We start from the raw sequence: 13,311 nt of genomic DNA on the forward strand, positions 1-13,311 counted from the left end.
GGTCAGCTGCGGCGCAGGGCGATGGCCACGGTGTCGTCGGCGTAGGTGACGACGTCGTGCATCCGGGTCACCAGCTCGCTGGGCAGGACCGCGGCCGGCCGGGCGCGCAGGTCGCGGGCCAGCGGCAGCAGCCGGGCCTGACCTTCGTCGATGTCCTTGCGGCTCTCCACCAGACCGTCGGTGTACAGCAGCAGCGTGTCGCCCGGTGCGAGGTCCGCCTCGACCAGCCGCGGACTGCCCGGGTCGGGGAAGCCGATCCCGCGGCCGACGACGGGCGGGGGCAGCAGCCGCGCGTCGCCCGCCGCCGTGACCAGCAGCGGCTCCGGGTGGCTGCCGTTCGCCAGGTGCGCGCGGCCGGTCACCGGGTCGACGCGGGCGAGCAGGACCGTGGCCATCAGCTCGGGTTCGATCGCGGCGAGCGTGCGGGCGGCGTGCGCGATCAGGTCCGGGAACGGGTGCCCTTCCAGGGCGAGCGTCCGGATCGCGTGGGTGACGGTCAGGGCGTGCCGGGTCGAGGTGACGCCGTGGCCGACCGCGTCGACGAGCGTCACGTGCAGGTCGCCGCCGGGCAGGACGAACCAGTCGTAGAGGTCGCCGCCGGTGGGGGAGTCCTGGTCGGTCGGGGAGTAGTGGACGGCCAGCTCCAGGCCCGGCACCACCGGGGGCGGCGGGCGGAGGGCGTCCTCCAGCTCGCGGAAGATGCGCGCGTGCGCGTGCCGCAGCTCCTCGTCGCGCTGTTCGAGGTCGACGTACATCGCGAGCACGCCGCTGTTGGTCTCGGCGAGCTCGTGCTTGAGGTCCCGCTGCTCCTGGGCCAGCGTGTCGGCGCGGGCGATCAACGCGAGCATCTCCGCACGGGTCGCCCGCTCCTCGTCGAGGTCGGCCGGCGCGGCCGCGGGCCGGCCGCCGGTGAGGTGCCAGGTCAGCGTGCCGTCGGCGCCGGCTTCGGGCAGCAGCGGCAGTTCGTTGCGCCGGCGCTGGCCCACGGCGTGGGCGAGCCGGACGGTGACGGCGAGCCGGTGGCCGTCGGCCGTCGTCGTCACGTCGACGGTTTCCCCGGCGGCGAAAGCGGGCTCGGCGAGCAGCGTCACCGCGAGCACGAGACGCGCCCGGTCGTCGGCGGGCACGCCGGCTTCGCCGCAGGCGGTGCGCAGCCGCCGCCGGAGCCGGAGGAGGTCGCCGGGCATCAGGCGGGACGGTCCGGGTGCAGGACGAGCAGGGCGGCGTCGTCGCGCGGGTTCCGGTACCGGTGGGCGACGTCCGCGGCGAACAGCAGCACGTCCGCCGGCCGGCCCGGACCGCGCCAGCCGCTGCCGACGCCGTCGGTGTGCAGCACGACGGCCTCGTCGCCGGCAAGCGTGAGCTGCCGGACCGGGGCCGCCGGCAGCGAAAACCCGACGATGCCGGGCGTGCTGAGCAGCAGCCGCGACGCGCCGCCGACGGTCGCGCCGCTGACGTTGCCGACGCCGCAGAACTCGAGCCGGCGCGGCGCGACCCGCACCAGCGCGACCGCGGCGCCGCGGGTCGTGCGGAGCGCGCGGTGCATGTTCGTCAGCTGGTGCGGCAGCGGCCGGTCCGGGTTCTCGGTGAACACGCGCATCGCGGCGTCCGCGGCCTCGGCGGCGTCCGGGCCGTGGCCGAGCCCGTCGGCGACGCACGCGGTGCGGCTGCCGGTCACCTCGGCCAGCGCGATGGCGTCACCGCAGAACTCCTCGCCCTCGCGCGGCAGCCGGAAGTGCCCGGCCGAGCCCGAAAACACCGGTCCGGCCGGGTCGAGGACGCGCGCGGCGGCGAGCGTCCCGGCCGTCGGCGAGGACGTGATCCGGAACCCGGTCGCCATCCGCTTCACCGCGCCCAGGCCGGTGCCCAGCGTGGCGGTGGTCGTGTTGCCGTCGACCAGCCAGTGCTCGAGGTCGGCCATGCCCGGGCCGTCGTCGGCGGCCAGCACGTCGACGCCGCGCCCGGTCAGCGACCGCTGCACGAGCACCGACCCGCCGCGGGTGTGCTTGTCGATGTTGCCGGCCAGCTCGGCGGCCACGACCGCGGCGCGTTCGGCGAGGACGTCGGGCAGCCCGGCGTCGTTCGCCGTTTCCCGCGCGACCCGGGCGGCGGCGTACGCGGCGCTCGGGTGGTCGACGCGGATCCGCCGGGTCGGCGCGGCGACGGTCGCGGTCACGGTTTCCAGCGCACGACGGTGACCGTGGTCCCGCGGCCCGGCGCGGTGTCGAGGCGGAAGTCGTCGACCAGACGGCGGGTGCCGCCGAGGCCGTGGCCGAGCCCGGCGCCGGTGCTGAACCCGTCGGTGAGCGCCTGCTCGACGTCGGCGATGCCCGGACCTTCGTCGCGCACCTCCAGCCGCAGCCCGACGCGCCCGCGCGCGTCACGGACGACGCCGACCGTCATGGTGCCCCCGCCCCCGTGGATGTAGGCGTTGCGGACGAGCTCGCTGGCCGCGGTGACGATCTTCGTCTGGTCGACGATCGAGAAGCCCGCGGCGACCGCGCCGGCCCGCACGGCGTGGCGGGCGGCGAGCAGGTCTTCCTCCACCCGCACCGGGTGGACGTCGTGGTCCTCGCCGATCCGCTCGTCAGGGCGCATGGGGTGCCTCTTCGGCGGGACGGCGCCAGCCCAGCAGCTCCATGGCCTGCTCGGCGTTGAGCGCGGTCGTGACGCCGGTCAGCTGCAGTCCCAGCTCGGTCAGGGTGAGCGCGACGGCCGGGCGCATGCCCGCCACGACCATCCGCGCGCCGAGCAGCCGCCCGGTGCTCGCCAGCTGCATGAGCACGCGGGCGACGAACGAGTCGACGATCTCCAGCCGGGAGATGTCGACGATGACGCCGCGGATGCCCTCGTTCGCGATCCGCTCGGTCAGCTCGTCGGTGAACGCCAGCGCGGTCTTGTCGTCGAGGTCGCTCAGCAGCCCGCCGAGCAGGACGTCGCCGAGCCGGAGGATCGGCAGGCCGGCGCTCACCCGGTCACCGCGGCCGGGCGGGTGCCCTCGTCGATGAGCCGGATCGCGGCCGCCAGCGCGTCGGCGAGCGAGCCGCGGGTGACGATGTGCGAGAGGTCGATGCCCAGCTGCGTGATGGTCTGCGCGATCGACGGGCGGATGCCGCTGACGAGGCACTCCGCACCCATCAGCCGGACCGCGCTGACGGTCTGCAGCAGGTGCTGCGCCACCGCGGTGTCGACGGTCGGGACGCCGGTGATGTCGATGATCGCCACCCGCGCCTCGGTGGCCTGGATCGACTCCAGCAGGCTGTTCATCACGACCTGGGTGCGGGCGCTGTCGAGCGTGCCGATCAGGGGCACCGCGAGGACGTGGCGCCACAGCCGCAGGACCGGCGTCGACAGCTCGAGCACCTGGCTGTGCTGCTCGCGGATGATCCGTTCGCGCCCGCTCGCGTACACGGCGAACGTCAACACGCCCGCGCTGTCGAGCAGCTCGTTGACCAGCAGTGCGGCCCGGTAGCGCAGCGCGGAGTCCTCGGTGTGGCGCTCGATCGCGCTGAGCATCGTCCGCTTCAGCGCGAGCATCGCCATCGCCGTGGCCGACGGCTCGGCGCCCACGCGCGCCCGGCGTTCCGACCACGACGTCAGCGCATCGCGCACCGCCGGGTCCTGCTCGACGATCCGCGCCACCGGCAGCGTGCCATCGACGGCGCCGCGCAGGGCTTCCAGCAGGCCGGTCGCTTCGCGCTGCAGCTCGCGGCCGCTCTCCGGACCGGCGCCCGCCTGCTGCCCGGCCCAGTCGCGCACCAAGGTGGCCTGGTCCTCGGCCAGCATCCGCGCCAGCACTTCCCGGACCTGGCCCTCGTCCGTGCCCAGCACCGCACCCCTCCTCGACGTCCTGAGGCGCGCGCTGCTGTACGCCGGCTGACTGTTGTCATACGACAACAATTACGCCGACTATACAACGCGGGGTTCAGGGCATCCCGGCGGACTCGCCGTCGGCGAGCGCGCGGTACTCCCGCAGCCCGGCGGCCAGCGCGGCCCGGCCCGCCGGCGTCATCTTCGCCAGCAGCGTCTCGACGTTCTCGCGACGCCGGGCCCGCAGCTCCCACAGGTAGGCGCGGCCGCGGTCGGACAGCCGCAGCGTCAGCTCCCGTCTGCTGCGTGCGCTGGGCAGCCGTTCCAGGAAGCCCACCGCCTCGAGCCGGTCGCAGAGCCGGCTCACCAGCGGCGGGGTCGAATCCAGCTGTTCGGCCAGCTCCCGCAGGTTCACACCGTCGTGGCGGTCCAGCGCGACGACCGCACGCAGCTGCGACACCGAAAGCGGCCGCGGCGAGACGTCCCGCCCGCGCTCGAACACCGCCTCGAACAGCTCCGCGAGGCTCGCGAGCGGAGCCTCCCCGTCCGGGACGGGGCCCTGCTCGCGGGATGGATCCACGACCCCCATCGTGGCATCTCTATGCTGAACCGGCAGCACGGCTCACGCGATTCGCCGTGGACCGGCCCGCCGGGACGGTGCAGACTCGTGCGACCGGCCGGTGCTGGCGTGCGCACGGTGACCGGTGAGCAGGAGGCGGGCGTTGGACAGATCCCTGGCGGTGGAACGGCTTCTGCGTGACGTCCCGCCGCACGACCTGCCGGGCGCGCTGCGCTCGGCGCTGAGCGAGCACTTCGGCGCGCTGGCGGTCGAACTGCTGGTGGCCGACTACGCCCTGACCGAGCTGTGCCGCGTCGGCCGGGAGCCCTACACCACCGAGCCGATCCCGGTGGAGGGCACGACCCCGGGCGCGGCGTTCGTCGCGCAGGCGGCGACGTTCGACGCGCAAGGCGACCGCGTCACGGGGTACCTGCCGGTCAGCGTCCGCGGCGACCGGCTCGGCGTCCTCGCGGTGACCCTGCCGGAGGAGCCCGAGCCGCCGGTGTGGGCGGAGTTCGAGCGGTTCGCCGAAGCGGTGGCGCACGAGCTGTTCGTCGCCGACCGCGACACCGACCTCTACGTCCAGGCGCGCCGGTCGTCCCGGCTGACGCTGGCGGCGGAGATGCAGTGGCAGCTGCTGCCGGGCCGCGCGTGCACCCGCGCCGAGTTCGCGCTCGGCGGCCAGCTCGAACCGGCGTACGCGATCTACGGCGACTGCTTCGACTGGTCGGCGTCCGCGCGCAAGCTCGCCGTCACGCTGATCAACGGCATGGGGGAGGGCAGCGAAGCCGCGCTGCTGACCAACCTGGCGATCAACGCGCTGCGCAACGCGCGGCGCGCCGGGATCCCGATCGACGCGCAGGCGGAGCTGGCCGACCAGGCGGTCTACGCGCACTACCGCGGCGCCGAGCACGTGGCGGCGCTGCTGCTGGAGTTCGACCTCGCGACCGGCGCGGTGGCGGTGGTCGACGCCGGTTCCCCGCGGCTGTGGCGGCTGCGCGACGGCAAGGCCGAGCGCGTGTTCTTCGACGAGCAGCTCCCGCTGGGCACGTTCGAAGGCACGATCTACGAGTCCGAGAGCTTCCAGGCGGCCGAAGGCGACCGATACGTCTTCGTGAGCGACGGCGTGTACAACGCGATCGGCCCGCACGGCGAGCACTACGGCGACCGTGAACTGGCCGAAGCGGTCACGACGACGGCCGACCTCCCGGCGGCGCACGTCCCGGGCGCGGTGCTGCGCGAGCTGTCCCGCCGCCGGCGCGGCGGCCAGGCCGAGGACGACGCGATGGTGGTGTGCCTCGACTGGTTCGGCCCGGTCCCGTCGCTCGGCGCGGCCCCGGCGGTGACGGTCCGCCGCGCGGAAGGGCCGTAGCCGGCGGGCGCAGACTATGTCGGGCGGGGGCTTGAAAAAAACTGCGGTGGCTGCTATAGAAAATAGTGAAGCGCAGGACATGACCTGGTGATATCGCGAGACGATCCGGGGAGTGGAAGACGATGACCGTTCGTTCGGCAGGCGGGTTCGCCGACCTGGTGCTGGCGGACCCCGCGTGGCTCGAGGCGGAGTTCGACGCCATCGTGGCCGCGAACTTCGGCCCGCCGCCGAAGCCGTCCCCGCCTCCGCGCGCTTCGGGCCCCTCTCGCCCGGCCGCCGGCCGCACCCGGCCGCTGCGACCCCCGCGTGTCCGGGCCCCGGCCGGGCAGTGCCCGCGGCGGGAGCGTTCGCCGCCCCGCACCGTCGTCGATTGCCGGTAACGAACGGGAAAGGGGTGATGTGGTGACGGCACCGGGGCATCCGGCGTGCGCCGCCTGCCCTGATCGCGGCCGGTGAGCGAGACCAGCCCGGCCCCGCGCCTCCAGGCGCACCTCGCGGCGGCGACGTCTCGCGCCCGGTGCCGTCGAAGTGCCGGCCACGACAACCGGTTCGACACGCAGTCCTCCGCGCGGACACCCCGCGCGGAGGACCGATGGCGGTCAGCCGGTCTGTTCGCGGATCCAGTCCGCCACGACGTCGACCCGCGCGATCGTCTCCGCGCCCGGGCCCGGGCACGGCGGCCCGGTGTTCACGATCGCCACCAGGGTTCCGCTGCGGTCGTCGTCGTCCGAAACGAAGAACGGGCCGCCCGAATCTTCCGGGCACGGGCCGTTGTCCACCGTGCGCGTGCCGATCGGCAGTGCCTCCAAAGTGGACTGCGCGATGCCGGACACCCGGAACCGGCCGCGTTTGAGGTGGTCCGACGGGCCGAGCACGGTCGCCGAGTGCGAGCCCCAGCCCGCGAACTGCAGCTCCTCGCCGACCTTCGGGCGGCTCGAGGCCAGCGTCACCGGCGCGATGCCGGCCACCGGCGTGCTGAGCTTCGCCACCGCCAGGTCGTTGACCGGTGACTGGCGGACGTCGACGACCACGGCCGTGTGCCCGCCGGGGTCGGTGTCCTTGAGCTGCCCGATCGTCACCGTCATCGTGTACGGCGGCCGGCCGCCGATCCGGGCGTCCTTCAGGTCGTGGAAGCAGTGCCCGGCCGTGACGACCCACTGCGGCGCGACCAGCGAGCCGCTGCAGGCGCCGTCGCGCACGCCGCCGCCGGGGACCGGGATGTCCGCCGACGTCAGCTTCGCGTTGAACGGCAAGATCGGCGAAGGAGCGGGAGCGGGCGCCGGGCTGCGGCCCAGCGGGGTCGTGTCGGGCAGGCTGTGGCCGCCGAGGGCCGAGGCCAGCGCAGGTCCCGCGGCCGGCGTGCCGATGACGGCACCCGCGCCCGCGATGCCGGCCCCCACCAGCACCGCGAGGGTCACGGCCCGCGCGCGGAAGCGGCGCCGTCGATCCGAAGTCGTCCTCACACCTCTAATGCACGGATGGGAGCCCGGAATGGTTGCGCGCGGAGCTCACTTCCGCGCGGTGATCACGGGCCACAGCACCGAAACGACCGCTTCGGGGATTTCGTCCCGGCCGTCGCCCCGGTAAAAGGCCGCGAAGTAGCTGCCGAAGCACATCGTGGCGATCGTGTGCTTGTCGATGCCGTCCCGTACGGCACCGCTGTCCTGAAGCTGCGTCAGCACGTTCTCGAGGAGCGTGACCCGCGGTTCGACGGCGTGCTCGCGGAGGATCCCGAGCAGCTCCGGCGTGCGGATGGCCTCGCCGGCGAAGTTGCCCATGAGGACCATGGCGTCCGGGTTGAAGTACGCGGGGTCCAGCCGCCGGACGGCTTCGGCGAACGCCTCGCGCGGCGCCATCCCGGCCAGGTCCACGGCGTAGCTGTCCCGCTGCTTGCGGAAGCCGTAGTCCAGGGCGTCGACGACGAGCTCGAACTTCGTGCTCCACCGCCGGTACAGCGTCGGGCGGCTGACCTTGGCGTCCGCGGCGATGTCGCCGATGGTCATGAGCGAGTAGCCGTCCCGGACCAGCCGCTCCCGGGTGGCGAGGATGATCGCCTCGTCGAGCGCGGCGTCGCGGGGACGGCCGCCCGGCCGCGAGGCGTCTGCTGCTGCCATGCCGGAAGCGTAGCGGATACGTTACGACCTCTGGCTGTTAAGTTACGATACTTGACTGTAACGAAACATCGGCCTACTTTCGGAGCACCACCGGAAGGAGCCCCCGATGACCACTGCCCAGCAGCTGATCGACCGCAGCGTCCCGTTCCTCGACGCCGTCAAGAACCGGACGGCGGGCGGGGAGCTGGAGACCTGGCTCAACACCCACCACGGCCCCGGCAGCCCGCTCTACGACGACCTCGCCCGGATGATCACCGACGGCGTCCGGGCCGGCTGGGCGGCGAACATCGAGGTCGACGGCCCGAAGTACCGGCGCAGCCGGATCGCCGACCCCCAGGACGTGCTGAACTACTTCAGCGTCACCGCCGTCTACCTGGACAGCGTCGAGCCCTACCGCGGCCAGTACCACCAGCACCCCTACGGCGAGCTCAACCTCGTCGTGCCGCTCGACCCGGGCGCGAAGCTGATGGGCCCGCGCGGCTGGAGCGGCCCGGGCTGGACCGCGCCGGGACCGGGCAGCCACCACTACCCGGAGGTCAAGGGCGGCGCGCTGATCGCCCTGTTCTACCTGCCCGCGGGCCGCATCTCCTACGACATCACCCCGCCGGCCGAGTGAGCACCACCGTCGAGGACGCGCTGCTGACCCGCCGCAGCTGCCGCGCGTTCCGGCCGGATCCCGTGCCCCGCGCCGAGATCGAGCGGCTGCTGGCCCTGGCGGCCCGCTCGGCCAGCAACTCCAACAGCCAGCCGTGGCGGGTGCACGTGCTGACCGGCGCGGCCAAGCGCGCGTTGAGCGCGGACCTGCTGCGCGCGCACGACGAAGGCCGCCGGGCCGGGAGCGAGTTCGGCTACCAGCCCGCCGCCGACGAGTGGCCCGAGCCGTTCCGCTCCCGCCGTCGCCGCTTCGGCGAAGGGCTCTACCGGGACGCCCTCGGCATCGAGCCCGGCGACGCCGCCGGCCGCGTCGCCCACCACCGGCGCAACTACGGCTTCTTCGGCGCGCCGGTCGGCATGGTCCTCACCGTCAGCAGGCTGCCCCTGCGCGGCGCGCTCGTCGACGCCGGCCTGTTCCTGCAGGGACTCATGCTCGCCGCGCGCGGAGCCGGGCTGCACACGTGCGCGCAGGCGTCGCTGATCGACTACCACCCGGTCCTGCGCCGGCACCTGGACGTGCCGGCCGACCACGTGGTCGTCTGCGGGATCGCGCTCGGGTACGCCGACGAGGAGCACCGGCTCGGGGGCCACCGCACGACCCGCGAGCCGGTGTCGGCCTTCGCGACCTTCCACGACCGCGTCCCCGGTCAGGGCCGCTGCCCCACCTCGTCGACGTAGGTCTTCACGGTCACGGCGCTGTCCTCGGTACCCAGGAACTGGTAGGTCGTGGCGTCGAAAACCAGCACGATCGGCTGCGCCTTCGGCGAGCCCGCGGGCACCGGAAACCTGATCCCGACGCCCGGACGGCCGGCGCCGTCGGTGACGTGGTCCAGGGCCGTCAGGCCCGGCACCTTCGCCGCCGCCTCGAACAGCGCCGCGTAGGACGCCGGCTGGAGGACCTGCTCGTAGGCGAGGGTGTAGACGGCCTTGCCGATGTAGCCGGCCCGGCCGTCGCGATCCTCTTCCTTCGCGTAGAGGTAGGCCAGCATCCCGTCGGCCGTCGTCGGCAGGTCCGTCCGGTAGATCGACCTGGGTACGCAGTCCTGGAGCGTCCCTTCCGCGCGTGGGTCGTTCGTGCCGTACATCGGCGCCTTGCCGTTGCGGCAGCCACCTTCCTTGACGTTGCCGATCAGGCTGTCGCGGGTGCCGTCGACCGAGAGCCAGACCTCGCGGTTGGGGGGAATGGCGTATTCGGTCTTCACGTACAGGAACTGGTCCGGGCGCGGCGGCTTGGCCGGCTCCTTCAGGGCGGTGCTCGCCGCCTCGGTCAGCACCTTGACCGGGTCGGCGTGCGCGACGCCGGCGCCGATGCCCACCCGGTCGGCCGGGGCGAGCGCCACGACCGCGGTGATCGCCGCGGCCAGGCCGATCGTGGCGCCGGCGGCCCAGAACCAGCGCCGGGACCGGTGCGGTCGTTCGCCGCGCGCCGCGGCCAACAGCCGCTCCCGCGCGGGGGTGAGCTGTTCCGCCGGCGCGAAGCCGACGGCCTGCGCGCGTTCGCGGATCAGGTCGAGGTCATCCATGGCTGGCGGTCTCCTTCACGAGGTCGAGGGCGCCGAGTTCGGCGCGGACGCGGCCGCGGGCCCGGTTGAGCCGCGATTTGACGGTGCCGACGGGAATGGCGAGCGCTTCGGCGACCTCCTGGTAGCCCAGCCCTTCCGCGGCGACGAGCAACAGGACGTCCCGCTCGCGCGGCCGCAGCTTGGCCAGCGCCCGGTCGAGGTCGGCGCCGATGGCCTGGGCGCTGACCTGTTCGGCGACCCGGTCGGCGTGCCCGGCGACGACGTCGGGCGGCCCGACGGCTTGGCGGAGCTTCAGTTCGCGCACCTCGGACCGCCACTGCCGCGAGACGAGGTTCGTCGCGATGCCGTAGAGCCACGGCCGCGCGTCCGGCCGGGACAGGTCGAACTTGCCCCGCTTGCTGAAGGCGATGAGGAACGTGTCGGCGAGGACGTCGTCCGCCGCGGTGGGCCCGAGCCGCCGGACGAGGTAGCGGTGGATGTGCCGCGAGTGGCGGTCGAAGATGACCGCGAACAGGCTCGGTTCCGCCCGCGACCGGCCGATCACGCTCGCGTCGTCGTCGGCTTCGGTGTCTTCCGGGGTCATCGCCCGCCTTTCCTCGCGCCCAGTGTCATCTGCTGTTCTCCCGGGCCGGGGAACGGGTTCCGGGAAGTGTCGGCCGAAGTGACACAGGTCACGAGCAAGGGGTGGTTTCACCAGATGGAACGCGGCCCCGCCCGGGAATAGCTTCGCGATGATCCGGTTTGACCAGGGACGACGCGAGCCCGGAGAGCACGGAGAGCCACCCATGAGATTCCAGGTTCTGGACATCCTGCCCCACCTGACCAACCCGGTGACCGGCCGGCTGATCCGCACCGACGAGCGCTTCGCCCAGGCCCTGACGTCCGCGCGGTACGCGGAGGAGTTCGGCTTCGACGCCGTCGCGCTCGGGGAACGCCACGCCGGGCACTTCCTGAGCAGCGGCGTGACCGTCCTGCTGGGGGCGATCGCCGCGACGACGAGCCGGGTCCGGATCCAGACCGGCGTCTCGGTCCTGTCGGTGCACGACCCGCTGCGGATCGCCGAGGACTACGCCACCGTCGACCAGCTCTCCCGCGGCCGGCTGGAACTGGTCATCGGCAAGGGCAACGAGCTGCGCCAGCTGCCCATGTTCGGCATCGAGAACGGTGACCAGTGGGACGCGCTCGCCGAGAAGTACGAGCTGCTGCGCCGGCTCTGGCGCGAAGAGGACGTCACCTGGGAAGGACGCTTCCGCGGCCCCCTGGCCGGGGTGACCAGCCTGCCGCGCCCGTTCGCCGGCGCGCCGCGCGTCTGGCACGGCTCGGCGACCACGCTGACCTCGGCCGAGCTGGCGGCGAAGTGGGGTGACCCGCTCTTTTCGGCCAACGCGATCCAGCCGCGTGACAACTACACGGTGCTGATCGAGCACTACCGCAAGCTGTCCGCCGAACACGGCCACGACCCGCGGTTCGCCTTCGTCGGCGCCGGGGCGGGCTTCCTCTACCTCGCCGACACCACCCAGGAGGCGCGGGAGGCGTTCGGCCCGACCTACGAGAAGATCGTCGAGTTCTTCAACCGGCCGGGCAACCACACGCCGGGCAACGCGATGGAGTTCCCGACCATCGACGACGCCATCGCGCGCGGCCCGGTGCTGGTCGGCAGCCCGCAGCAGATCGCCGAGAAGATCCTCTGGTGGCACGAGGCGTTCGGGCACGACCTGCAGTCCTTCAGCCTGCCCACCATGATCCCGCACGAGCAGCAGCTGGGCATGCTCGAGCGCTTCGCCGCCGAAGTCGTGCCGGTGGTGCGCGCGGCCGCGCCGACGGCACTGTGGACCGACCAGGACCCGTACGGCGGCCGCCCCGCCGTCCACGGGCGCACCACCGCCGACGCGGCGGGAAGCATCGAAGGAGCAGCACAGTGACCGGGAAATCCCTGCACTTCAACGCGTTCATCTGGCCGAACGGCTACCACGAGTCCGCGTGGCGGGTCGTCGGCGACGACGTCCGCGGCGTGCTCGGGCTGCCGTACTACGCGGACATCGCGCGGACCGCCGAGCGCGGCCTGATGGACTCGATCTTCCTCGCCGACAACATCGCCATCGCCGAGTACCGCGTCACGCACCTGCCGCAGACGCAGTTCGACCCGATCTCGGTGCTGTCGGCGCTGGCCGCCGTCACCGAGAAGATCGGGCTGATCGGGACGGGCTCGACGACCTACAACAAGCCGTGGGAGCTGGCCCGCCGGTTCGCCACGCTCGACCACCTCAGCGGCGGCCGCGCCGGCTGGAACATCGTCACCACCATCACCTCGCTGGCCGCGGCGAACTTCGGCGAGAAGGCCCACCCCGACCACGCCGACCGGTACGAGCGCGCGCACGAGTTCGTCGACGTCGTCACCCGCGCGTGGGACAGCTGGGACGACGACGCGATCGTCGGCGACCGCGAAAACGGCGTGTGGGCCGACCGCTCGAAGCTGCACGCGCCGCGGTTCCACGGCAAGTTCTACGACGTCGAAGGCGTGCTGCCGTTCCCGCGGTCGCCTCAGGGGCGCCCGGTGCTCGTCCAGGCGGGGCAGTCGGCCGCCGGGATCGGGCTCGCCGCCCGGTACGCCGAGCTGGTGTTCTCCGGACCGCCGTCGCTGGAGGCGGCGGTGAAGTTCCGCGCCGAGCTGGACGCCCAGGTCGGCGCGGCCGGCCGGGACCCCTCGGCCGTGCGCGTCCTGCCCGCCCTGATGGTGACCCTGGGCGGCACCGAGGCCGAGGCGAAGGCCCGCGCCGAGCGCCTCGAAGAGCTGGCCAGCCCGGAGTTCCGCTGGCAGAACGCGCTGTACACCGCGGGCCTCGACCCGGACGCGTTCGACCCGGACGCCCCGCTGCCCGCCGAGCTGCGAGCCGAGGGCGGCTCCTCGCGGCTGCAGCAACTCGCCGCGGCGGCGCGGGAGCGGCCCGAGGCTTCGCTGCGCGAGATCGCGCAGAAGGTGACCGGGGGAGCCGGGCAGGTCCACTTCGTGGGCACACCCGAGCAGCTGGCCGACCACGTGCTCACCTGGCAGGACGCCGGCGCCGTCGACGGGTTCACCATCATGGGATCGACGCTGCCCTACGAACTGGCCGCGTTCGTCGACCACGTCGTGCCGATCCTGCAGGCCAAGGGCCGGTACCGGACCGAGTACGCCGGCTCGACGCTGCGTGAGCACCTCGCCGGGTGAATCCCAGTATGTGGTTTCTGTCGGTGGGGCTCGTTAGGGTCCTGACCGTCAATTGTGATTGAGGAGTGTGG

General features: G+C 73.3%; 16 protein-coding genes. 6 read left to right on the forward strand and 10 right to left on the reverse strand.

Translation table 11 applies throughout. From position 1 onward, the window contains the following. Positions 1-2: 2 nt before the first annotated feature. The 6 genes from ACERZO_RS05000 to ACERZO_RS05025 all read right to left on the reverse strand — a co-directional run bounded on the left by ACERZO_RS05000 (position 3) and on the right by ACERZO_RS05025 (position 4,399). Positions 3-1,187, reverse strand: coding sequence for a PP2C family protein-serine/threonine phosphatase (locus tag ACERZO_RS05000; RefSeq protein WP_372662378.1), 1,185 nt, complete (start codon positions 1,185-1,187; stop codon positions 3-5). Then, on the reverse strand, positions 1,187-2,176 hold the full coding sequence (locus ACERZO_RS05005; RefSeq protein ID WP_372662381.1) for an ATP-binding protein: 990 nt from the start codon (positions 2,174-2,176) through the stop codon (positions 1,187-1,189). Before ACERZO_RS05005 ends, ACERZO_RS05000 begins: the two co-directional genes overlap by 1 nt. Next, positions 2,173-2,598, reverse strand: a complete 426-nt coding sequence (locus ACERZO_RS05010; RefSeq protein WP_372662384.1) for an ATP-binding protein — start codon at positions 2,596-2,598, stop codon at positions 2,173-2,175. Before ACERZO_RS05010 ends, ACERZO_RS05005 begins: the two co-directional genes overlap by 4 nt. After that, positions 2,588-2,971 (reverse strand): STAS domain-containing protein, encoded by a 384-nt coding sequence (locus ACERZO_RS05015; RefSeq protein WP_372662387.1) that lies wholly within the window; start codon positions 2,969-2,971, stop codon positions 2,588-2,590. The genes ACERZO_RS05010 and ACERZO_RS05015 overlap by 11 nt, the downstream gene beginning before the upstream one ends. Further along, entirely contained in the window at positions 2,968-3,831 is an 864-nt protein-coding gene (locus ACERZO_RS05020) for an STAS domain-containing protein (protein ID WP_372662390.1), read from the reverse strand. Before ACERZO_RS05020 ends, ACERZO_RS05015 begins: the two co-directional genes overlap by 4 nt. 94 nt (positions 3,832-3,925) lie before the next feature. Further along, complete coding sequence (locus tag ACERZO_RS05025) at positions 3,926-4,399, reverse strand: MarR family transcriptional regulator (RefSeq protein WP_372662393.1); 474 nt, start codon at positions 4,397-4,399, stop codon at positions 3,926-3,928. A 133-nt stretch (positions 4,400-4,532) separates the two neighbouring features. Here ACERZO_RS05025 and ACERZO_RS05030 point away from each other — a divergent pair, with 133 nt between their 5' ends. Together ACERZO_RS05030 and ACERZO_RS05035 are read left to right on the forward strand one after the other, a co-directional pair. Next, a complete protein-coding gene (locus ACERZO_RS05030) occupies positions 4,533-5,741 on the forward strand; it encodes a PP2C family protein-serine/threonine phosphatase (RefSeq protein ID WP_372662397.1) in 1,209 nt (402 codons plus the stop codon). A 122-nt stretch (positions 5,742-5,863) separates the two neighbouring features. Beyond that, positions 5,864-6,121: a hypothetical protein gene (locus ACERZO_RS05035; RefSeq protein ID WP_372662400.1), complete on the forward strand. Its 258-nt coding sequence runs from the start codon at positions 5,864-5,866 to the stop codon at positions 6,119-6,121. A 219-nt stretch (positions 6,122-6,340) separates the two neighbouring features. Here the strand turns inward: ACERZO_RS05035 and ACERZO_RS05040 are convergent, their stop codons facing one another. Continuing rightward, positions 6,341-7,204, reverse strand: coding sequence for a S1 family peptidase (locus tag ACERZO_RS05040; RefSeq protein WP_372662403.1), 864 nt, complete (start codon positions 7,202-7,204; stop codon positions 6,341-6,343). A 45-nt stretch (positions 7,205-7,249) separates the two neighbouring features. Next, positions 7,250-7,855, reverse strand: a complete 606-nt coding sequence (locus ACERZO_RS05045) for a TetR/AcrR family transcriptional regulator (RefSeq protein ID WP_372662406.1) — start codon at positions 7,853-7,855, stop codon at positions 7,250-7,252. A 106-nt stretch (positions 7,856-7,961) separates the two neighbouring features. Between ACERZO_RS05045 and ACERZO_RS05050 the strand changes: the two genes are divergently transcribed. Together ACERZO_RS05050 and ACERZO_RS05055 are read left to right on the forward strand one after the other, a co-directional pair. After that, a complete protein-coding gene (locus ACERZO_RS05050) occupies positions 7,962-8,471 on the forward strand; it encodes a DUF4863 family protein (protein WP_372662409.1) in 510 nt (169 codons plus the stop codon). Continuing rightward, entirely contained in the window at positions 8,468-9,187 is a 720-nt protein-coding gene (locus ACERZO_RS05055) for a nitroreductase (RefSeq protein ID WP_372662412.1), read from the forward strand. Before ACERZO_RS05050 ends, ACERZO_RS05055 begins: the two co-directional genes overlap by 4 nt. Here ACERZO_RS05055 and ACERZO_RS05060 read toward each other — a convergent pair. Both ACERZO_RS05060 and ACERZO_RS05065 read right to left on the reverse strand, forming a co-directional pair. After that, the gene (locus ACERZO_RS05060; RefSeq protein ID WP_372662415.1) at positions 9,157-10,032 is read right to left on the reverse strand and encodes a CU044_5270 family protein; all 876 of its coding nucleotides are present in this window, start codon (positions 10,030-10,032) and stop codon (positions 9,157-9,159) included. The genes ACERZO_RS05055 and ACERZO_RS05060 overlap by 31 nt on opposite strands. After that, complete coding sequence (locus ACERZO_RS05065; RefSeq protein ID WP_372662418.1) at positions 10,025-10,615, reverse strand: RNA polymerase sigma factor; 591 nt, start codon at positions 10,613-10,615, stop codon at positions 10,025-10,027. Before ACERZO_RS05065 ends, ACERZO_RS05060 begins: the two co-directional genes overlap by 8 nt. 202 nt (positions 10,616-10,817) lie before the next feature. Between ACERZO_RS05065 and ACERZO_RS05070 the strand changes: the two genes are divergently transcribed. Both ACERZO_RS05070 and ACERZO_RS05075 read left to right on the forward strand, forming a co-directional pair. Then, positions 10,818-11,954, forward strand: coding sequence for an LLM class flavin-dependent oxidoreductase (locus ACERZO_RS05070; protein ID WP_372662421.1), 1,137 nt, complete (start codon positions 10,818-10,820; stop codon positions 11,952-11,954). Then, positions 11,951-13,240 (forward strand): LLM class flavin-dependent oxidoreductase, encoded by a 1,290-nt coding sequence (locus ACERZO_RS05075; RefSeq protein WP_372662424.1) that lies wholly within the window; start codon positions 11,951-11,953, stop codon positions 13,238-13,240. Before ACERZO_RS05070 ends, ACERZO_RS05075 begins: the two co-directional genes overlap by 4 nt. The last annotated feature ends 71 nt before the right edge of the window (positions 13,241-13,311 follow it).

Origin of the sequence: Amycolatopsis kentuckyensis, from assembly GCF_041679295.1 — a bacterium.
Classification (GTDB): Bacteria; Actinomycetota; Actinomycetes; order Mycobacteriales; family Pseudonocardiaceae; genus Amycolatopsis; species Amycolatopsis kentuckyensis_A.